Annotated in this window: 17 protein-coding genes and 4 tRNA genes; 12 read left to right on the top strand and 9 right to left on the bottom strand. The window is 63.3% G+C overall.

Going from position 1 to position 20,847, the window contains the following annotated elements; translation table 11 throughout:
- Nucleotides 1-24: 24 nt before the first annotated feature.
- Nucleotides 25-765, bottom strand: coding sequence for a UDP-2,3-diacylglucosamine diphosphatase (locus K7I12_RS10995; RefSeq protein ID WP_031383777.1), 741 nt, complete (start codon nucleotides 763-765; stop codon nucleotides 25-27).
- A 73-nt stretch (nucleotides 766-838) separates the two neighbouring features.
- Nucleotides 839-1,333 (bottom strand): peptidylprolyl isomerase, encoded by a 495-nt coding sequence (locus tag K7I12_RS10990; protein WP_231664136.1) that lies wholly within the window; start codon nucleotides 1,331-1,333, stop codon nucleotides 839-841.
- Between the two features lie 172 nt (nucleotides 1,334-1,505).
- Between K7I12_RS10990 and K7I12_RS10985 the strand changes: the two genes are divergently transcribed.
- The gene (locus K7I12_RS10985; RefSeq protein WP_031383775.1) at nucleotides 1,506-3,200 is read left to right on the top strand and encodes a glutamine--tRNA ligase/YqeY domain fusion protein; all 1,695 of its coding nucleotides are present in this window, start codon (nucleotides 1,506-1,508) and stop codon (nucleotides 3,198-3,200) included.
- Nucleotides 3,201-3,204: 4 nt separating this feature from the next.
- Nucleotides 3,205-4,596, top strand: coding sequence for a cysteine--tRNA ligase (gene cysS, locus K7I12_RS10980; RefSeq protein WP_031383774.1), 1,392 nt, complete (start codon nucleotides 3,205-3,207; stop codon nucleotides 4,594-4,596).
- A 120-nt stretch (nucleotides 4,597-4,716) separates the two neighbouring features.
- On the opposite strand, the gene adhP is transcribed toward cysS, so the two are convergent.
- Both adhP and exaC read right to left on the bottom strand, forming a co-directional pair.
- Complete coding sequence (gene adhP / locus K7I12_RS10975) at nucleotides 4,717-5,745, bottom strand: alcohol dehydrogenase AdhP (RefSeq protein WP_031383773.1); 1,029 nt, start codon at nucleotides 5,743-5,745, stop codon at nucleotides 4,717-4,719.
- A gap of 92 nt (nucleotides 5,746-5,837) precedes the next feature.
- The gene (exaC, locus tag K7I12_RS10970) at nucleotides 5,838-7,358 is read right to left on the bottom strand and encodes an acetaldehyde dehydrogenase ExaC (RefSeq protein ID WP_031383772.1); all 1,521 of its coding nucleotides are present in this window, start codon (nucleotides 7,356-7,358) and stop codon (nucleotides 5,838-5,840) included.
- A gap of 136 nt (nucleotides 7,359-7,494) precedes the next feature.
- Between exaC and K7I12_RS10965 the strand changes: the two genes are divergently transcribed.
- Nucleotides 7,495-8,184, top strand: a complete 690-nt coding sequence (locus K7I12_RS10965) for a response regulator (protein ID WP_035575251.1) — start codon at nucleotides 7,495-7,497, stop codon at nucleotides 8,182-8,184.
- Here the strand turns inward: K7I12_RS10965 and K7I12_RS10960 are convergent.
- From K7I12_RS10960 to folD, 5 genes are all read right to left on the bottom strand, one after another.
- Entirely contained in the window at nucleotides 8,158-9,609 is a 1,452-nt protein-coding gene (locus tag K7I12_RS10960) for an ATP-binding response regulator (protein ID WP_035575249.1), read from the bottom strand. The genes K7I12_RS10965 and K7I12_RS10960 overlap by 27 nt on opposite strands.
- Entirely contained in the window at nucleotides 9,521-10,738 is a 1,218-nt protein-coding gene (nosP, locus tag K7I12_RS10955) for a nitric oxide-sensing protein NosP (RefSeq protein ID WP_051907443.1), read from the bottom strand. The genes K7I12_RS10960 and nosP overlap by 89 nt, the downstream gene beginning before the upstream one ends.
- A 246-nt stretch (nucleotides 10,739-10,984) precedes the next feature.
- Nucleotides 10,985-11,710: a 5'-methylthioadenosine/S-adenosylhomocysteine nucleosidase gene (gene mtnN, locus K7I12_RS10950; RefSeq protein WP_031383768.1), complete on the bottom strand. Its 726-nt coding sequence runs from the start codon at nucleotides 11,708-11,710 to the stop codon at nucleotides 10,985-10,987.
- 33 nt (nucleotides 11,711-11,743) lie between these two features.
- The gene (locus tag K7I12_RS10945) at nucleotides 11,744-12,211 is read right to left on the bottom strand and encodes an S-ribosylhomocysteine lyase (RefSeq protein ID WP_031383767.1); all 468 of its coding nucleotides are present in this window, start codon (nucleotides 12,209-12,211) and stop codon (nucleotides 11,744-11,746) included.
- Nucleotides 12,212-12,272: 61 nt separating this feature from the next.
- Nucleotides 12,273-13,136, bottom strand: a complete 864-nt coding sequence (gene folD, locus K7I12_RS10940) for a bifunctional methylenetetrahydrofolate dehydrogenase/methenyltetrahydrofolate cyclohydrolase FolD (RefSeq protein ID WP_031383766.1) — start codon at nucleotides 13,134-13,136, stop codon at nucleotides 12,273-12,275.
- A 220-nt stretch (nucleotides 13,137-13,356) separates the two neighbouring features.
- On the opposite strand from folD, the gene K7I12_RS10935 reads away from it, so the two are divergent.
- The 9 genes from K7I12_RS10935 to K7I12_RS10895 all read left to right on the top strand — a co-directional run bounded on the left by K7I12_RS10935 (nucleotide 13,357) and on the right by K7I12_RS10895 (nucleotide 20,554).
- A tRNA-Pro gene (locus K7I12_RS10935) sits at nucleotides 13,357-13,433 on the top strand.
- A 57-nt stretch (nucleotides 13,434-13,490) separates the two neighbouring features.
- A tRNA-Arg gene (locus K7I12_RS10930) sits at nucleotides 13,491-13,567 on the top strand.
- Between the two features lie 72 nt (nucleotides 13,568-13,639).
- Nucleotides 13,640-13,714, top strand: a tRNA-His gene (locus K7I12_RS10925).
- Between the two features lie 30 nt (nucleotides 13,715-13,744).
- Nucleotides 13,745-13,819 (top strand) — tRNA-His (locus tag K7I12_RS10920).
- A 282-nt stretch (nucleotides 13,820-14,101) separates the two neighbouring features.
- A complete protein-coding gene (gene tig, locus K7I12_RS10915) occupies nucleotides 14,102-15,463 on the top strand; it encodes a trigger factor (protein ID WP_231664134.1) in 1,362 nt (453 codons plus the stop codon).
- Nucleotides 15,464-15,572: 109 nt separating this feature from the next.
- On the top strand, nucleotides 15,573-16,193 hold the full coding sequence (gene clpP / locus K7I12_RS10910; protein WP_031383764.1) for an ATP-dependent Clp endopeptidase proteolytic subunit ClpP: 621 nt from the start codon (nucleotides 15,573-15,575) through the stop codon (nucleotides 16,191-16,193).
- Between the two features lie 69 nt (nucleotides 16,194-16,262).
- Nucleotides 16,263-17,540, top strand: coding sequence for an ATP-dependent Clp protease ATP-binding subunit ClpX (gene clpX / locus K7I12_RS10905; protein ID WP_031383763.1), 1,278 nt, complete (start codon nucleotides 16,263-16,265; stop codon nucleotides 17,538-17,540).
- A gap of 154 nt (nucleotides 17,541-17,694) precedes the next feature.
- Nucleotides 17,695-20,103, top strand: coding sequence for an endopeptidase La (gene lon, locus K7I12_RS10900; RefSeq protein ID WP_031383762.1), 2,409 nt, complete (start codon nucleotides 17,695-17,697; stop codon nucleotides 20,101-20,103).
- A gap of 178 nt (nucleotides 20,104-20,281) precedes the next feature.
- Nucleotides 20,282-20,554 (top strand): HU family DNA-binding protein, encoded by a 273-nt coding sequence (locus K7I12_RS10895; RefSeq protein WP_031383761.1) that lies wholly within the window; start codon nucleotides 20,282-20,284, stop codon nucleotides 20,552-20,554.
- Nucleotides 20,555-20,847: the final 293 nt, after the last annotated feature.

Here is a 20,847-nt window from a genome sequence, read left to right as displayed (position 1 = left end):
GCGGCGGTCGGCATGCCGGCGGGATTATAGCGGGAACGATTCCAGCAGCGGGGCTGTCCGGTCGTCGACACGCACCTGCCAGCCCCGGTCGCTGTGCCAGTCGCCGAGCACGATGCGCTGGGCGGACTGTCCGTCGACTTCCAGGCGATGCACGTCGGGGCGGTGGGTATGGCCGTGAATCAGCGTGCGTACGCCGCATTCGGCCATTCTTCGCACCACTTCGGCGGGCGTGACATCCATGATGTCTTCGGCCTTGTTGGAGTTGGCCTCCCCGGATTGCTGGCGGATCTGCTTGGCCAGTGTCAGACGCTGTTCGACCGGCAGTGCGAGGATCTGCGTCTGCCACTGCGGATCGCGTGCCTTGGCGCGAAACGCCATGTAGGCTTCATCGCGGGTACACAGGCTGTCGCCGTGCATCAACAGCGTTCGTTCACCCCCTGGTTCGCCGCCCAGCGCCACCACGCTGGGGTCGGGCAGCAGGGTGGCGCCGGTGGCCGCGGCGAAACCGTCGCCGATCAGGAAGTCGCGGTTGCCGTGCATGAAATAGAGCCGGGTACCGGCGTCGCTCAGGCGCTTGAGCGCCTCGAGGATGCGGGTCTCGAATTCCCCTTGATAGTCGTCGCCGATCCAGGCTTCGAACAAGTCACCCAGGATGTACAGCGCCTCGGCGTGGCGCGCCTCGCGCTGCAGGTACGCCAGGAAGCCCTGTGCGATGGCGGGCTCGTCGGGATGCAGATGCAGATCGGAAATCAGCAGGGTCGTCATGACAACGGCCTTCGATGCGGGCGGGTGGACAGGCATTGGCCCGTCGCGTGACGGGCCGCAGGAGTGAGATGCCTCAGTCGCGGATTTCGGCACGCTCGAGGATAACGTCCTCGGCGGGCACGTCGGCATGCATGCCGCGCCGCGTGGTGGGCACGGCCTTGATCTTCTCGACCACGTCCATGCCGGCGACGACTTCGCCGAACACGCAATAACCCCAGCCTTGCAGGTTCTTGCCGCGATGATCGAGGAAGTCGTTGTCGGCGATGTTGATGAAGAACTGGGCGGTGGCCGAGTGCGGGTCCTGGGTGCGCGCCATGGCCACGCTACCCTTGCGATTCTTCAGCCCGTTGTCGGCTTCATTGTCGATCGGTTCGCGGGTGGGCTTTTGTTCGAAATCGGTATCGAAGCCGCCGCCCTGAACCATGAAGCCGTTGATCACGCGGTGAAACAGGGTGTCGTCGTAATGCCCGTCACGAACGTATTGTTCGAAGTTGGCCGCGCTCTTGGGCGCCTTGTCATGGTCGAGTTGCAGATGAATCTCGCCATAATTGGTATGCAATACAATCATTGGGATCTCGAACTGGCTGGGTGGAGCGAAACAGTCTGGCGGCGCCTTGGCGAAGCGCGCGAGCGTCACGCTATAATAGCGGCTTTCGAGCGATGCGCGAAGCCGCTCCGGGAAACCGTCCCGGCGTTCGCGACATGGCCACACGCGTAGACAAGAGGTTCCTTGACGTCCCATGACCATTGAGAGCACCAGCGCCCCGAACTTCATCCGCAACCAGATCCGCGAGGAAGTCGACGCGGGCACGGTCGACAAGGTCGTTACCCGCTTTCCCCCCGAGCCCAACGGCTTTCTGCACATCGGCCATGCCAAGTCGATCTGCCTGAATTTCGGGATCGCCGAGCAATTCGGCGGGGACTGCCACCTACGCTTCGACGATACCAACCCGGCCAAGGAAGAACAGGTCTACATCGACGCGATCAAGGCCGATGTGGAATGGCTGGGCTTTGAATGGGCCGGCCCGGTGCGCTTCGCCTCGGATTATTTCGATCAACTGTATGCCTGGGCGCAGCATCTGGTGCGCGAGGACAAGGCCTACGTCGACGACCTGTCACCGGACGAAATTCGCGACTACCGCGGCACGCTGACCGAGCCGGGCCGGCCGAGCCCCTATCGTGATCGCTCTGCCGACGAGAACCTCGATCTGCTCGAGCGCATGCGCAAGGGCGAGTTCGCCGAGGGCGAGAAGGTGCTGCGGGCCAAGATCGACATGGCCTCGCCCAATATCAACCTGCGTGATCCGATCCTCTATCGCATCCGTCATGCCAGCCATCATCAGACCGGCGACAAGTGGAAGATCTACCCGTCATACGACTTTACGCATGGCCAGTCGGATGCCATCGAGGGCGTGACCCATTCGATCTGCACGCTGGAGTTCGAGGATCACCGGCCGCTCTACGACTGGTTCCTGGCCAACCTGCCCGTACCCGGCACGCCGCGCCAGATCGAGTTCGCGCGCTTGAATCTCGACTACACGGTGACCTCCAAGCGTAAGCTCAAGCTGCTCGTCGACCAGGGCTTCGTCGATGGCTGGGACGATCCGCGCATGCCGACCATCTCGGGAATGCGCCGGCGGGGCTACACGCCGGGCTCGATCCGCAAGTTCTGCGAGATGATCGGCGTCACCCGCGCCGAGGGCGGGGTGGTCGACATCGCCATGCTCTACCATGCCATTCGTGCGGATCTCGAGGACAACGCGCCGCGGGCGATGTGCGTGCTCAAGCCGCTCAAGGTCGTGCTGACCAATGTGCCGGCGGGGCATGACGAGGTCTTCGAGGTCGCCGGCCACCCGGCCCGCGACGACATGGGCACGCGGCGCCTGCCGCTGACTCGCGAGATCTGGATCGATGCCGACGACTTCATGGAGGCGCCGCCGAAGAAGTTCTTCCGCCTGGCGCCGGGCAAGGAGGTTCGCCTGCGCAACGCCTACGTGATTCGGTGCGACGAGGTGATCAAGGACGCGGCCGGGGAGGTCAGCGAGCTGCGCTGCTCGGTCGATTTCGACACGCTCGGCCAGAACCCCGAAGGCCGCAAGGTCAAGGGCGTGATCCACTGGGTGAGCGCCGAGCAGGCGGTGCCCGTGGAAGTGCGTCTCTACGACAACCTGTTCCAGGTCGAGGCGCCGGATCGCGATCGCGACGTCGATTTCCTCGAGCACCTCAACCGCGACTCGCTGAGCGTCGTCGAGGGCTACGCCGAACCCAGCCTGGCCGAGGTCGCGCCGGAAAGCCGCTATCAGTTCGAGCGGATCGGCTATTTCTGCGCCGATCGCCACGCGGCGGCCGAGGGCAAGCGGGTGTTCAATCGCATCGTCGGGCTCAAGGACAGCTGGGCGCGGATCCAGAAACAACAGGCGCAGAAGAAGGGCTGAGCGCATGCAGATCTACAACACCCTGACCCGGCGCAAGGAGCCGTTCACGCCGATCGAGGCCGGCAAGGTGCGCATGTACGTGTGCGGCATCACCGTCTATGACTACTGCCATATCGGCCATGCCCGGGTGATGGTGGCGTTCGACGTGATCACCCGCTACCTGCGCAGTCGCGGGTACGATGTCAACTACGTGCGCAACATCACCGACATCGACGACAAGATCCTCAAGCGGGCCATTGATAACGGCGAGACCATCAGCGCGTTGACCGAACGCATGATCGTCGCCATGCACGAGGACGAGGATCGCCTGGGGGTGTTGCGCCCCGACCACGAGCCGCGCGCCACGGCACACATCGACGACATCGTGGCGATGATCGAGACGCTGATCGGCAAGGGTTACGCCTACGCGGCGGCCAACGGCGACGTCTATTACCGGGTTCGCCAGTTCGCCGATTACGGCAAGCTCAATAACCGCGACCTGGATGAGATGCGCTCCGGGGCCCGGGTCGAAGTCGACGTGCACAAGGAGGATCCGCTGGATTTCGTGCTCTGGAAGGCCGCCAAGCCCGGTGAGGCGAGTTGGCCGTCGCCCTGGGGCGCAGGGCGCCCGGGCTGGCATATCGAATGCTCGGCGATGTCGACCTGCTGCCTGGGGGACACCTTCGACATCCACGGCGGCGGCCCCGATCTGACCTTTCCGCACCACGAGAACGAGATCGCCCAGAGCGAGGCGGCGACCGGCAAGCGCTACGTCAATACCTGGATGCATGCCGGTGCGGTACGCGTCGATCAGCAGAAGATGTCCAAGTCGCTGGGCAACTTCTTCACCATCCGCGATGTGCTGGAAGTGCACGATCCCGAGGTGGTGCGCTACCTGCTGGTGGCCAGCCACTATCGAAGCCCGATCAACTATGCGCCGGACGCGCTCGGCGATGCCCGTCGCTCGCTGGAGCGCTTCTATAATGCGCTGCAGGACGTGACGCCGGAGCAGGGTGAGCTCGACGGCCGTTTCGCCGCACGCTTCACGGCGGCGATGGACGACGATTTCAACACCGCCGAGGCGCTGGCCGTGCTCTTCGAACTGGCCCGCGAGCTCAATCGCGCCAAGCAGGACGATGCCGCGCGGGCCCCGGCGCTGGCCTTCGAGCTCAGGCGCCTGGGCGGGTTGCTGGGGCTGTTCGAACAGGAGCCTGCGGTATTCCTCAAGGGGGGGAGCGATACGCTGCCGCTGCCCGAGGCCGATATAGAGGCGCGTATCGCGGCCCGGGCCGAGGCCAAGCGGGCGCGTGACTTCGTCGAGGCCGATCGCATCCGCGATGAGCTGGCGGCGCTTGGCATCGTGCTCAAGGACTCCCGGGAAGGAACGTCCTGGGTGCTGGAGCGGGGCCAGGCGTAGCCTGCCTGTAAAAACTGCCAGTCCGATCGTTGTCGCCGTGGCGGCGCTACGGACCGGCAACAGCAATGGACGGGGCGCGACCGATGTCGCGCCCCGCGAGGATCAACCGGGCAGTTGCCGTCAGTCGGTCATGTCGATGACGACCCGCCCCTCGATGCTGCCGGCGAGCATGCGCGCGAAGATATCGTTGATGTTTTCCAGCCGGTCGGCATGCACCGTGGCCTTGACCTTGCCCTCACCCGCGAAGTCCAGTGCCTCCTGCATGTCGAGGCGGGTACCGACGATCGACCCCCGCACGGTGATGCCGTTGAGTACCATGTCGAAGATGGGCAGCGGAAAATCCCCTGGCGGCAGGCCGTTCAGGGCCACTGTTCCGCCGCGACGTATCATGCCCAGCGCCTGCTCGAAGGCCACCGGCGATACCGCCGTCACCAGCGCGCCGTGGGCGCCGCCGATCGCCTGCTTGAGGTAGGCGGCGGGATCCTGCTGCCTGGCATTGACGGTGACCGTGGCACCGAGCCGTTCGGCAAGCGCCAGCTTGCTGTCGTCGATATCCACGGCGGCAACGTTCATTCCCATTGCCTTGGCATACTGCACCGCCATGTGGCCCAGGCCGCCGATACCGGAAATGACCACCCACTGGCCGGGGCGGGTGTCGGTCATCTTCAGGCCCTTGTAGACCGTCACGCCGGCGCACAGGACCGGGGCGATCTCCAGGAAGTCGACATTGTCCGGCAGCCGCCCGACATAGTCGGCCTGGGCCAGCGTGTAGCCGGCGAAACCGCCATTGACCGAGTAGCCGGTATTCTGCTGGGACTCGCACAGCGTCTCCCAGCCGCCCAGGCAGTGCTCGCAATGCCCGCAGGTGGAGTACAGCCAGGGGATGCCGACCCGGTCGCCCTCCTTGACATGCTTGACGCCATCGCCCACCGCGACCACGTGACCAACACCTTCGTGGCCGGGGATGAACGGTGGCTCCGGCTTGACCGGCCAGTCGCCGTGGGCGGCATGCAGGTCGGTGTGACAGACGCCGGAGGCGGCGATCTTGACCAGCAGTTCGCCGGGGCCCGGCCGGGGGACCGGCGCTTCCTCGATGACCAACGGTTCGCCGAAGGTACGAACCACTGCGGCTTGCATGGTGGAATCCATGGCATGCTCCTTTGTTTTTTGCTTGGGACGGCACCTGGCGTAATCGCCGTGGCCGCTGGAACGCTGCGGGCGCAAGGCCCGCGGCGGCAGGCTCAGAAGAAGCCCAGCGGGTTGGTGTCGTAGCTGACCAGCAGGTTCTTGGTCTGCTGATAGTGCTCCAGCGCCATCTTGTGGGTCTCGCGACCCACGCCGGACTTCTTGTAGCCGCCGAAGGCGGCATGCGCCGGGTACTGGTGGTAGCAGTTGGTCCACACCCGGCCCGCCTGGATGCCGCGCCCCATGCGGAAGGCGACGTTCATGTCGCGGGTCCAGACCCCGGCGCCCAGGCCGAACTCGGTGTCGTTGGCGATCGCCAGCGCCTCCGCCTCGTCCTTGAAGGTGGTCACCGCCACCACCGGGCCGAAGATCTCCTCCTGGAACACGCGCATGCTGTTGTCACCCTTGAGCAGCGTCGGCTGGATGTAGTAGCCCTTGTCGTAGGCCGGATCGAAGCTCTCCTTGCCGCCGCCGGTGAGGAATTCGGCACCCTCCTCGCGGGCCACGTCCATGTAGCTCATGATCTTGTCGTACTGCTCCTGGCTGGCCTGGGCGCCCACCTGGACCTCGGTGTCCAGCGGATTGCCGCGCTTGATCGCCCGGGTGCGCTCCATCACCTTGGCCATGAAGGGCTCGTACATGGCTTCCTGGATCAGCGCCCGCGACGGGCAGGTGCAGACCTCGCCCTGATTGAAGAACGCCAGCACCAGCCCTTCCACCGCCTTGTCGATGAATTCCGGCTCGGCGTTCATGATGTCGGCGAAATAGACGTTGGGCGACTTGCCGCCCAGTTCCACCGTCGAGGGGATGATGTTGTCGGCGGCGCACTTGAGGATGTGCGCACCGACCGGCGTCGAGCCGGTGAAGGCGATCTTGGCGATGCGCTTGCTGCTCGCCAGCGCCTGGCCGGCTTCCTCGCCGAGGCCGTTGACGATGTTGACCACCCCCGCCGGCAGCAGGTCGCCGATCAGCTCCATCAGCTTGAGGATCGACGCCGGGGTCTGTTCGGCGGGCTTGAGCACCACGCAGTTGCCCGCCGCCAGTGCCGGGGCCAGTTTCCACACCGCCATCAGGATCGGGAAGTTCCAGGGGATGATCTGGCCGACCACGCCCAGCGGCTCATGGAAGTGATAGGACACGGTATTGGCGTCGATGTCCGCCGCGGTGCCCTCCTGGGCGCGGATGCAGCCGGCGAAGTAGCGGAAATGATCCACCGCCAGCGGCATGTCGGCGTTGAGCGTCTCGCGCACCGCCTTGCCGTTGTCCCAGCTCTCGGCGACGGCGAGCGTCTCCAGGTTCTGCTCGATGCGATCGGCGATCTTCAGCAGGAGGTTGCCACGCTCGGTGGCCGAGGTCCTGCCCCAGGCCGGGGCGGCCGCGTGGGCGGCGTCGAGGGCCTTGTCTATGTCCTCGGCGCTCGAGCGCGGGATCTCGCAGAACACCTCGCCGGTGATCGGCGTGACGTTATCGAAGTACTGGCCCTTGACCGGGGCGACGAACTCGCCGCCGATGTAATTGCCATAGCGTTTTTCGAAGCCGACGACGCTGCCGTCGCTTCCGGGGTTGGCGTAGATCATGGCGCGTGCTCCTGTTGCGGATGTTATCGTTATGGGTGACTCTGTGTCAGTCTTGGTCAGATGCCCGAGGCGGGACATCCTTCCGAGGCAGGAGAGCGCCTCCTCCGTTGGGAGGAGGCGAAACGGAGCGAGCGCCATGCATACCCTGCTGATCGCCGACGATCACCCCATGTTCCGCGAAGCGATGGTCGACGCCATTGCCGCTGCCTTGCCCGACACCACCATCCTCCAGGCCGCGACCCTGGCCCAGACGCTACGCGATGCCGCCGCGCACGAAGAGATCGACCTGCTGTTGTTCGACTTGAGCTTGCCCGACAGCGAGGGGCTCGATGGCCTGGTCCGGCTGCGCGAGCAGTTGCCCTGGCTGCCGGTCGCGATCATTTCCGCCGAGCAGGGCCGCGAGACGGTACTGGAAGCGCTCAACCTCGGTGCGGTCGGCTATATTCCCAAGTCGACACCCCGTCAGGAATTGCTGGCGGCGCTGCGACAGGTCCTGGAAGGGCGGGTTTATCTACCGGCCGATCTGCTGCGCCGGCCATCGTCGGCTCCGCGGCCGGAGGCGACGAAAGCGCTTGGCCTGACGCCATTGACCGCCAAGCAGCGCGAGGTTCTGGCGCGGATGTCGCAGGGAAAATCCAACAAGCATATTGCCCGCGAGTTGATGATTGCCGAAACCACGGTCAAGACGCATGTTTCCGCGATCCTTGGCAAGCTCGGGGTGAGCAGTCGGGTCCAGGCGATTCTGACCGCCCACGAGCAGCACCTTGCCCCTGTGGACGAGGCGTCGGCAGGGCTCGGTTCACGTCCTCTCGAGCAGGCTGAGTAGCTGCATCTTCAGGCGCAGCGGTTTGACCGGCTTGAGCAGCCAGCCGAATCCCCGCATGCGGGCGCTGTGCTTGAGCGCGGCATCATGATTGGCCGTGATCACCAGTACCGGCAGGCCGGGCCAGCGCTCGTGCAGCCGGCTCGCCGTCTCCAGTCCGTCCGGATCGCCATCGTCGAGATGATAGTCGACGATCAGTACGTCCGGTGATGCGGTCTCGCCTTCCAGTACCCCGGGACCGCGCGCCGCCATGACCCGGCATCCCCAGCTTCCCAGCAGCGCCTGCATGCCCTCGCGAATGGCCAGGTCGTCATCGATGACCCATATCGTTCGGCCGGATAGCGGTTCGTCATCCGGCATGGCTTCGGTCACTGCCTGGACACGCTTCCCTGCGGGCCGATGCGCGTAGGGGACCAGTACCGAGAACAGCGAGCCTCGACCGGGCCTGGATGCCAGCCCCACGGGGTGGTCGAGCATCGAGGTGATGCGGTCGACGATGGCCAGGCCGAGCCCCAGGCCACGATCCTGGTCGACACGGCGATTTTCGGCGCGCCGGAATTCCAGGAAGATCGCTTTGCGCTGGTCTTCGGGGATGCCCGGGCCTGTATCGCCGACGCAGATTTCCAGACCTCCCGCCCGCCGGCGACAGCCCAGCAGAACATGGCCCCTGGCGGTATAGCGGATGGCATTGGTGAGAAAATTACGCACCACCCGCGCCAACAGCTGCAGGTCGGAGTCGATCACGGCTCCGCTGCGCACGTAGTGCAGGGCCAGTCCCTGCGAGGCAGCAATCTGCTGATATTCATGGGCCAGCATGTCGAGCAGGTCGGCGGCTTCGAAAGGCGCCACATCGGCCTTGAGAACCCCGGCATCCAGCCGCGAGATATCCACCAGGGTACCCAGCAGGGTCTCGACATCCTTGAGCGAGCGGCCGAGGTGCTCGACCAGATGCCGAGCGTCCTCGGGCACCCGGTGCTCGCCCAGGGCACTGGCGAACAGTCGGGCGGCGTTCAATGGCTGCAGCAGATCATGGCTGACGGCAGCGAGAAACCTGGTCTTGGACGAGTTGGCCGCCTCGGCTTCCTGCTTGGCTTCGATCAATCGCTGCTCCGCCGAGGCGCGATTGTGGATCTCCTCTCGCAACTGGGCATTCACCTGGCCGAGCTCATCGAGGGTGTGATGCAGTGTCTCGGTTCGCTCGCGTACCTGCTCTGCAAGCAGCACGGCGTGTTCGAAGGCGGCATAAGGCGCACCCTCGGCGGCGCCGCTCGACTCGACGCGTTCGATCAGCGCCGCGCACACCTTGCGCAGGCGGCGGTTCTCGTCGACCAGCGCCTGCTCACGCGCCGTGGCTGGCGCCATCTGCTGCGTCGGGTCGGGGATGGCCAATAGCGACACCGGTAAAGGTCTGGTTGATGTGCATGCCATGGTGCTGTTCCCCGTAGGTGTTGAAGCCGATCGCACGCCACCGGCGCAACAGCTCCGAGGCCGATTGCGCTTCGCCGAGCGCTTCGATGGCCAGGCGGCGCAGGAAACAGTCGCAACCGATGATCAGCGTCGGCGGCCCGAGACGTGATTCGAGCTCGGTGAGCACCTGTTCGAGGTCGGCCAGGATCGGCGTCGGTCGCATGGCGGTCAGGACGATGCCGTTCTCCACCGCACAATAGAAGGTCAGGCTGCCGTCCGCATGGATCCGCTGGATGGAACGTGCGTAGAATCGCTCGCCAATACGCACCGCCAGGGGATGTTGGGCGAAATCGGCTTCACTCAGCCGCGCTACCTCGCGCCCGACCAGCCGGGCGTATTCTCCGGCCGCCGGTGCGGCATTGAGCTCGTGTACGGTGCGTTGGTGCCGATCCGCGGCGGTGACCACCAGTTTCTCGGCGCACGGGCGCAGGTGGTGCGTGCTGAAGACTTCGAACGGCAATGGCGTGGTGATCATCACCACAACCGCCGCCTGACTGTGGAAATGCCCCCGATGATAGACGTAGGTATGAGCGAGGCGATTGTCATCGCCCGCCGACCCGCCGAAACTGGGAATGTTGCCGAGTGCGGCATCCAGCGTGGCCAATACCTGCTCCTCGCTGCTCGAAAGTCCGTCGAGCAGGGTCAGGGCGAAGCTGTGATCGGAAGCGGACACCGTCGATTGCCGCCGGCACTCGCCGAGCAGCTTGTCTACCAGGCATTGTGCCCGTAACAGATCGAAGGATTCCAGGTCGGCGATCAATGTCGGGGCAACGGTGAAGAAACGCCGGTCGAAGCCAATGGCGACCACGCATCCCCGCCCGTAGCCGGTGGGGGTGATTTCCCCCGCGGTGGTACAGCCACTCACCGGTACATGCGGGAATGTCTCATCGAGTGCATGCCCCAGCTCATCCAGCGGATATTCGGTACTGCAGAAGAACAGCACCGCGCCCAGGTGGGCATGCTGCAGTCCGTCGGCTAACTCCCGGACAGCCAGTTGCGGGTCGCGATGGAGGGACCAGGCCGTGCGCACGGGCTTCACTTCCCGGTAAGGCGAGAGGGGCGCTATGTCATTCGGGGAGGCATCGAGCATGGCGGCGGCTGTCGCATCGTTGGCGTTTTTCGGCAGTGTATGCCTGGCTCGATCCCGTCACAACGAATGCCCCGGCATGAATCATCGATTGCATGTCGGGCATCATGAACAGCCGCCTCGGAAACAGCCGGCGAGCGGTGTAGTACGATCGAAGCGCCGCTTCTTGCTTCCTGCAACCCGGTTCAGGGAGTCAAGGCGGCGTTGCCGATCCAGACCGATGAACATTTCCGCTAGTGCTGACCCTGCTCAGGCTTGCTGGGGCGCGTGGCGCGTCGTCCCCAGGCGCTTGACCATCGCTTCGACCATCTGCGCGGAGTGGGTCGCCGCCTGATCGATGAACTCCTTGAAGGAGACGTTCGACTCCTTGCCGGCGATGTCCGACAGGGCGCGAATCACCACGAACGGGCAGCCATACAGATGACATGTCTGGGCGATGGCGGCCGCTTCCATCTCGGCGGCCAGCATGGTCGGTAAACGACCGCGGGTAAGCGCGACGGCATCGGGGCAGGCCATGAAGGCGTCGCCGGTGGCGATCAGCCCTTCATGGACGCGCAGGTGGCCCAACTCCTCGACACATTCCCGGGCGACGCTGACCAGTCGCTGGTCGGGCAGGTAGGCGGCGGGCATCAACGGCACCTGACCGTGCTCGTAGCCGAACACCACGGCATCGACATCATGATGGCGAACCTCGCTGGAGATCACCACGTCGCCGACCTCGAGTTCGGCCCCGAAGCCGCCGGCCGAGCCGGTGTTGATGATCACCTCGGGCTGGTACATGTCGAGCAGCAAGGTGGTGCCGACCGCCGCGTTGACCTTGCCGATGCCGGACTGGAGGATCACCACCTCCACGCCGTGAAGCTGTCCGATATGGAAGGTCGAGCCAACGTGCTGGCGGGTCTGGCGGTTGTCGAGCAGTGAGGCCAGGCGTGCCACCTCTTCGGCCATGGCACCGATGATGCCTATCTTATGCATGTGTCGAGCAGTCCTTCTGCGGGATGGGCAGGCTCAGGCGAAAACCTGGTTCCATTCGTCGCGCTTGGCGAGGAACTCGCGCGCCAGGGTCTTGGCGCCGTTCAGGCTATGGCTGGCCGCCCAGCCGCACTGCGTCTCGTTGCAGGCCGGCACCTCGTCGGCGGCGAGAACATCCTTCAGGGTGCCTTCGATCAGGTCGAGGACATCGTCGTAGTCGTCATGGTTGATCATCGCGATGTAGAAACCGGTCTGACAGCCCATCGGGCTGATGTCGACGACCTTGTCGCTGTGATTGCGCGACAGCTCGGCCATCAAGTGCTCCAGAGAGTGCAGCGCGGGCATCTCCATGTGGCCCTGGTTGGGCTGGCAGATGCGCATGTCGTACTTGTGGATGTTGTCGCCGTGGATGCCGGTCTTGATGCCGGCCAGGCGGACATAGGGCGCTTTGACCTTGGTGTGATCCAGGTTGAAGCTTTCCACGTTCATCGGCTTGTCGCTCATCCGGGACTCCTGGTTGCTGAACTATCGCAAAGATTAGGGGGCCAATTATAACGAAGGGACATCAACCGTGCATTGCATCATGCCGCTCGGCGGCATCGAGGGTGTTCTCGAGCAACGAGGCCACGGTCATCGGTCCGACGCCGCCGGGGACCGGGGTAATGTAGCTGGCGCGGCTGGCAGCCGACTCGAATTCGACGTCGCCGATCAGGCTGCCGTCCGCTTGCCGATTGATGCCTACATCGATGACGATCGCGCCGGGCTTGACCCATTCGCCGCTGACCACGCCGGGCTTGCCGACGGCCACGACGAGTATATCGGCGCGCTGCACATGACTCTTCAAGTCGCGAGTGAAGCGATGACACACGGTGGTAGTGCTGCCGGCGAGCATCAATTCCAGCGCCATCGGCCGGCCGACGATGTTGGAAGCGCCAACGATAGTGGCGTCCAGGCCGCGCACCGCCAAGCCGCTCTCTTGCAGCAGCGTCATGATGCCCTTGGGTGTGCAGGGGCGCAGTAGCGGCAGGCGTTGTGCCAGGCGCCCGAGGTTATAGGGGTGAAAGCCATCGACGTCCTTGTCGGGTCGAATGCGTTCGAGAATCGGCCGTTCGTCGAGATGGGCCGGCAGTGGAAGCTGGACGAGGATGCCGTCGACGCTGGCATCGGCATTGAGGCGATCGACGAGCTGTTCCAGCTCCTGCTGGGAGATACCGGCGGGCAGGGCGTGCCGGAACGAGTGGATGCCGGCCTGCTCGCAGGCGCGGTGCTTGTTGCGCACGTAGACCTCCGAGGCAGGGTCTTCGCCAACCAGGACCACGGCCAGGCCGGGTACTCGATGCCCTGACTCGCGGCGAGCGGCAACCCGTCGAGCAACCTGTTGGCGAACATGCGCGGCAATGGCCTTGCCATCGATCATTTGGGCGGTCATCGAAGATTCCTTTGCACTGATGCGGGCTACGGTGCCGGCGATGAAGAGGCGGCGATGCAAGGGCGCCGATTTTCGCACGCTCCCGGCTCCAGTCAAAGCGCCGGCGACCACCGGGCTGCCTTGAAAGCAGCGCTAACGGCTTGACCTGCGGTGTGTCTTGAGTAGAATATGCAGCGCTTGACGAGGCCTATGGCGGCGTCAAGGCCGTGTTCAGCGTCGACGGGGCATAGCGCAGTCTGGTAGCGCGCCTGCTTTGGGAGCAGGATGTCGGGGGTTCAAATCCCTCTGCCCCGACCAGCCGGCGATGACCGCAAGCAGTGCCGTCAGCTTGACTGGTCAAGGCCTTAGCGATAGGCGCTCATAGCTCAACCGGATAGAGCAACGGCCTTCTAAGCCGTAGGTTGCAGGTTCGAGTCCTGCTGGGCGCGCCAGGCAGTCGCTGGTCGGCTCCGGCAAAGCGTACTGACAGGCCGAGCGGCTCGTGGGCATGACAAGCGACAATGGTGGATGTAGCTCAGTGGTAGAGCCCCGGATTGTGGCTCCGGTGGTCGTGGGTTCGATCCCCATCATCCACCCCATGTCGTCTTGCGGCCGTCTCTTTCGAAGTGGTGGGTGTAGCTCAGTGGTAGAGCCCCGGATTGTGGCTCCGGTGGTCGTGGGTTCGATCCCCATCATCCACCCCATTTCGCAAGGCGTCGTCTAGGCAAGGCGCCATCCCGTTTCTTTTTCCCCGCCCTGATTTCTCTGTATCATTCGGTTGGCAATGAGTCATCGGTTTCGATATTGCGCGCGCATTGCGCGTGATCGAGGTCATACAGCAATTAGCGCTCAGGCCTTGTAAAATGCGTCTTGTAACACCATAACCTGACACATTGGTCGTGCTTGCCAGCGCGCCCGGGGGTTCTTAGAATCCAGCTCTTTTGACATACTCCAAACGAAACGCCTTAGTCGGTAGAGGACCATCCATGCAAGTTTCCGTCGAAACGACTTCACAGATCGAACGCCGCGTCACGGTACAAATACCCGCCGGCGAGGTCGATCAGGCTGTTAGCGAGCGTCTTCGCGATACCGCCCAGCGTGTGCGCCTGAACGGCTTCCGCCAGGGCCGGGTGCCGATGGCGGTAGTCAAGCAGCGTTACGGTCGCGACGTGCGCAACGAGGTGGTCGGCGAGCTGATGCGCCAGAACTACGTCAAGGCGATCGCCGAGCAGAGCCTCAATCCGGCCGGGTATCCGGATATCGAGCCGACGGTCAACGAGGCTGGCAAGGATCTTGAGTTCGTCGCCACGCTGGAAATCTATCCGGAAATCGAGCTGGCCTCCATCGAGGGTGCCGAGATCGCGCGTCCGGTCGCCAAGGTCACCGACGCCGATATCGACCAGATGATCGAGACGCTGCGCAAGCAGAACACGGGCTGGGAGCCCGTCGAGCGTGAAGCGGCGGATGGCGATCAGGTCAAGATCGATTTCAGAGGCTATCTCGGCGACGAGCCGTTCGAAGGCGGCGAGGCCGAAGGCCATGAGTTGGTGATCGGTTCCAACAGTTTCATTCCCGGCTTCGAAGAGCAGCTGGTCGGCGCCAAGGCCGGCGACGAAAAAACCCTCAAGGTGACCTTCCCCGAGGATTACCAGGCAGAACATCTGGCCGGCCAGGAAGCGATCTTCGAGGTCAAGATTCACCGGGTCAATGCCCAGCAGTTGCCCGAGGTGGACGCTGAATTCATCCAGCGCTTCGGTGTCGAAGAAGGCGACCTGGACAAGTTCCGCAGCGAAGTGCGCAACAACATGCAGCGCGAGATCAAGCAGGCCGTCGACAATCGCGTCAAGCAGCAGGTGCTCGAGGCGCTGCAGAAGGCCAATGACGTTCCCGTGCCGGCCTCGCTGATCGAGCAGGAGACCGATACCCTCAAGCGTCAGGCGGCTCAGCAGTTCAGTCTGGGCGATGACTTCGACGTTTCCCAATTGCCCGACGAGCTGTTTGCCGATCAGGCCAAGAGCCGGGTGCAGGTGGGGCTGTTGCTCGCCAAGGTGATCGAGGCTCACGAACTCGAGGCCAGCGACGATGAGATCAAGGCCAAGGTCGAGGAACTCGCCCAGCAGTATCAGCAGCCTGAAGAGGTGATCGAGTACTACCTCAAGGACGAGCAGATGAAGAACCAGGTCAAGTCCGCCGTTCTCGAAGAGAAGGCGGTTGACACGCTTCTCGCCCAGGCACGGGTTAAGGACATCGCGATGTCCTACGAACAAGCGCTCCAGGCGGCGCAACAGCAGCAGGGCGGCGAAGAAGACGCCGAGAACGCTGGCGATACGTCGTCACAGCAGGCCTGATTCGCGACGGCTCAGCAACGCCGGCCCGGCTCCGGCCGGGTCTCTGGTCACTGCAACGCGGATAGGGCGGCGCTGGATTTTCCAATCACCGGATTAAGGAAGTCACGCAATGGGCAACGAGTTCGATATTCAAAACGCCGGTGGCTTGGTCCCCATGGTGGTCGAGCAGAGCGCGCGCGGCGAGCGTTCCTACGATATATATTCTCGCCTGCTCAAGGAGCGGGTGATCTTCCTGGTGGGGCCGGTGGAAGACTACACCGCCAACCTGGTGGTCGCGCAGTTGCTGTTCCTCGAGTCCGAGAACCCGGACAAGGATGTTCACCTGTACATCAACTCGCCGGGCGGTTCGGTGACGGCGGGCATGTCGATCTACGACACCATGCAGTTCATCAAGCCCGACGTCTCCACGGTGTGTCTGGGGCAGGCAGCCAGCATGGGCGCGCTGTTGCTGGCCGGTGGTGCCAAGGACAAGCGCTTTTGCCTGCCGAATTCACGGATGATGATTCATCAGCCGCTGGGCGGGTATCAGGGCCAGGCTTCGGATATCGAGATTCATACCAAGGAAATTCTCAGTATCCGCCATAAACTCAACCGTATCCTGGCCGATCATACAGGACAGGATATCGAAACCATCGCCAGAGATACCGACCGTGACAACTTCATGGACGGCAGCCAGGCGGTGGAATATGGTCTGATCGATGCGGTGCTGGATAAGCGCCCGGCATCCTGATAGCGTAAATTCTATCCATGCATATCATGGCGGCCCGCGGCGGGTCGCCTGCCCTAATGAGGTACGCGAATGGCCGACGGCAAAGGCAAAGACGAGGGCAAGCTGCTGTACTGCTCGTTCTGCGGCAAGAATCAGAACGAGGTGCGCAAGCTGATTGCAGGCCCTTCCGTCTACATCTGCGACGAATGTGTCGACTTGTGCAACGACATCATTCGCGAGGAAGTCCTCGAGGCCGACGCAGAGGGTGACGAGGATCGCCTGCCCGCTCCGCGCGAGCTCCGCAATACCCTCGACGATTACGTGATCGGTCAGGACCGCGCCAAGATGGTGTTGTCCGTGGCCGTCTACAATCACTACAAGCGCTTGCGCGCCGGCGTGAAGTCGGGCGAGGTCGAACTCGGCAAGTCGAACATTCTGCTGATCGGGCCGACCGGGAGCGGCAAGACGCTGCTCGCCGAGACGTTGGCGCGCTTGCTCAACGTGCCGTTCACCATCGCCGATGCAACGACGCTGACCGAAGCCGGCTACGTGGGCGAGGACGTCGAGAACATCATCCAGAAGCTGCTCCAGAAGTGCGACTACGACGTCGAGAAGGCGCAGAAGGGGATCGTCTATATCGACGAGATCGACAAGATCTCGCGCAAGTCGGACAACCCCTCGATCACTCGCGACGTCTCCGGCGAGGGCGTGCAGCAGGCACTGCTCAAGCTCATCGAGGGCACCACCGCCTCGGTGCCGCCGCAGGGCGGGCGCAAGCATCCGCAGCAGGAGTTCCTGCAGGTCGATACCGGCGATATCCTGTTCATCGTCGGCGGTGCGTTCGCTGGCCTGGACAAGGTGATCCGTGACCGCGCCGAGAAGGGGGGCATCGGCTTCAATGCCTCGGTCAAGAGCAAGGACAACGCGCAGGGCGTCGGTGACGTGCTGGCCCGGGTGGAGCCCGAGGATCTGGTCAAGTTCGGTCTTATCCCTGAGTTCGTGGGTCGTCTGCCGGTCATCGCGACGTTGACCGAGCTGACCGAGGATGCCTTGATCGAGATTCTCACCGAGCCCAAGAACTCGCTGATCAAGCAGTACGCCAAGCTCTTCGAGATGGAGAACGTCGAGCTCGACTTCCGCGAAGACGCCCTGCGTGCAGTGGCGCACAAGGCGATGGCGCGCAAGACCGGGGCGCGCGGACTGCGCTCGATTCTCGAGTCGGTACTGCTCGATACCATGTACGAAGTGCCGTCACTGGGTGGCGTGACCAAAGTGGTGATCGACGAGTCGGTGATCGCGGGAGAGAGCGAGCCGCTGCTGATCTACTCCCAGCAGGAAGAAAGCAAGGTCGCCAACAAGGGCGGTTGAACCTTTCTCGTTGCGACGGGGGCCGTTGAGGCCCCCTTTTCGTTTCTGCAGGCCCGCTGGCGCGGTTGCAAAGCGCTCTATCTGCCCCCATCACAGGTCTCAGCCGTGAGCCGCGCCAGCGGCCCAACCACCCGATTCGTGAGGACTGCCTGCAATGCAGCAGAACACCCAAGAGACATTCAGTCTGCCCCTTTTGCCGCTGCGCGATGTCGTTGTCTATCCGCAGATGGTCATTCCGCTGTTCGTCGGTCGCGAGAAGTCGATTCAGGCTCTCGAGGCGGCGATGGAAGCCGACAAGCGGGTGCTGCTCGTTGCCCAGCGGGAAGCGGGCCAGGACGATCCCGATGCCGGCGATCTGTTTTCGGTGGGGACCGTGGCCGACATCATGCAACTGCTCAAGCTCCCCGACGGCACCGTCAAGGTGCTGATCGAGGGGGCCTCCCGCGCCGATGTTCAGGATGTCACCCATAACGATGACGGTTACAGCACGGCGCGAGTGATGATGCGCGCGAGCCAGCCATTGTCCGAGCGCGAGCAGGAATCGCTGGTTCGGGTACTGCTCAACCAGTTCGAACAGTACGTCAAGCTTTCCAAGAAGGTGCCCAACGAGGTCCTCGGCTCGCTGCAGGGCATCGAGGACCCGAGTCGGCTGGTCGACACCATCTGTGCCCACCTGTCGCTGAAGATCGGCGACAAGCAGGAGCTGCTCGAGATGGATCGGGTGCGCGATCGAATCGAGCACCTGATGGCGCTGATCGAGTCCGAGATCGACCTTCTTCAGGTCGAGAAGCGGATCCGTTCCCGGGTCAAGGAACAGATGGAGAAGTCCCAGCGCGAGTACTATCTCAACGAGCAGATGAAGGCCATTCAGAAGGAGATGGGCGAGCTCGAGAACGTGCCCAACGAGGCCGAGAAGTACGAGAAGCTGATCGAGGAGTCGGGCATGCCGGCCGAGGCCGCCGACAAGGCCAACCAGGAACTGAACAAACTCAAGATGATGGCGCCGACTTCGGCCGAAGCGACCGTGGTGCGCTCCTATCTGGACTGGCTGGTTGCCGTGCCTTGGAAGAAGCGCACGCGCGTCAAGCACGATCTGGGCAACGCCGCCCGAGTGCTCGATACCGATCACTATGGCCTGGAAGAGGTCAAGGAGCGGATTCTCGAGTACCTGGCCGTGCAAAAGCGCGTCAAGAAGCTCAAGGGGCCCGTGCTCTGCCTGGTGGGCCCGCCCGGCGTCGGCAAGACCTCGCTCGGCCAATCGATCGCGCGGGCGACCAACCGCAAGTACGTGCGCCTGGCTCTGGGCGGGGTGCGCGACGAGTCCGAGATTCGTGGCCACCGGCGCACGTATATTGGCTCGTTGCCGGGCAAGGTCGTGCAGCGCATGAGCAAGGCCGGTGTCCGCAACCCGCTGTTCCTGCTCGACGAGGTCGACAAGATCGGTGCCGATTTCCGTGGCGATCCGTCATCGGCGCTGCTCGAGGTGCTCGATCCCGAACAGAACGACACCTTCAGCGATCATTATCTCGAGCTGGATTACGATCTGTCGGACGTGATGTTCATCTGTACCGCCAACTCGATGAACATTCCCCGAGCGCTGCTCGATCGCATGGAAGTGATCCGCCTGCCCGGCTATACCGAAGACGAGAAGCTGGCCATCGCCGAGCGTTACCTGGTCCCCAAGCAGCTCAAGGCCAACGGCCTCAAGGAGGGTGAGCTTGGCTTTTCCGCGGAAGCGCTGCTCGAGTTGATCCGCTATTATACGCGTGAAGCCGGGGTGCGTGAGCTCGAGCGCCAGATCGCCAAGGTCTGTCGCAAGGTGCTGCGTGAGCGTCTCGAGCAGGAGGGCAAGGAGGGAGCATTGGCACCGCAGTCGCTGGCTGGCGAAGACATGGAAGCCTACGCGGGGGTGCGGCGCTTCAGCTATGGCCTGGCCGATCAGGAGAATCAGGTCGGGCGGGTCACCGGTCTGGCCTGGACCTCGGTCGGGGGCGAGCTGCTCAACATCGAGTCAGTGGTCACGCCGGGCAAGGGGCGGGTCAACAAGACCGGCTCGCTGGGCGACGTCATGAAAGAGTCCGTGGATGCGGCGCATACCGTGGTGCGAGCTCGGGCGGTCGCCCTAGGCATCGACCCCGAGCGCTTCGAGAAGCAGGATCTGCACATCCACGTTCCCGAGGGGGCGACCCCCAAGGATGGCCCAAGCGCCGGTATCGCGATGGTGACGGCGATGGTTTCGGCCTATACCGAACGGCCCGTGCGTTGCGATGTGGCCATGACTGGCGAGGTCAATCTACGTGGCGAGGTCATGCCGATCGGCGGTCTCAAGGAGAAATTGCTGGCGGCACGGCGCGGTGGTATAAAGACGGTGCTTATTCCGGAAGAGAATAGCCGGGACCTCAAGGAGGTGCCTGACAATGTCAAGGACGTTCTGGAAATCAAGCCCGTCCGCTGGATCGACGAAGTTCTCGATGTTGCATTAATGGATCTTTCCGAAGGTGGGTGCGAGGAGAATAGACTCGAAGATACGGCCTCCTCGCATAGCATGATAAGTACGCATTAAGCATAATTTATCGTCATGTCGGGTTGAAAAACCCGTCATGACGCGGCTTGGCCCAATGGTTGGTTGACAGCGGTTTTACCGCATTGCTATAAATTGCGCATTGCTGTGATCGTATATGGCCACCGATAGATTGTGCCGATTACCAGTAATTTCCGAAGAAACAGTCAAGGGGTGAAGTGTGAACAAATCCGAGCTGATCGAAGCCATCGCCGTATCTGCCGACATTCCCAAGGCGGCAGCCAGTCGTGCGCTGGACGCGATGATCGATACTGTATCCGACACGTTGAAGAAAGGGGATTCCGTAGCCCTGGTTGGTTTTGGTACCTTCACCGTCAAGGAGCGCGCTGCACGCACGGGTCGCAACCCGCAGACCGGCCAGCCGATCAACATCGAAGCGGCCAAGGTTCCCAGTTTCAAGGCCGGCAAGGCACTCAAGGATTCGGTCAACTGAGTTTCGAGATTGAATTCTAGCAAGTTTCATCGATTTCGAGATTTATCGCGGAGCCTGGCGGCGATTCTCAGAGCGCTGATGATTGAGCCATGACACTGTGCATCCCTTCTTGCCGGATGCTGCCATAGAGGCCCCGTTGCCAGGCGCACCGCACAAGCGGTGCGCCTTTTTTCGTGTGCGCCAGGCATGGCGCGCAGCGCCTGAGTGGCGCTGTTCCCGAGGGTGGTGCCTCGGGATGACTTGGGGGTGAAAGTCCCCTGTACGCCCGGCAAGGGGAAGTACTAGCCGACGGC

Source organism: Halomonas sp. IOP_31 (assembly GCF_021151495.1).
In the GTDB taxonomy this organism is placed as follows: domain Bacteria; phylum Pseudomonadota; class Gammaproteobacteria; order Pseudomonadales; family Halomonadaceae; genus Modicisalibacter; species Modicisalibacter zincidurans.
This window is presented reverse-complemented; position numbering and strand designations above follow the sequence as displayed.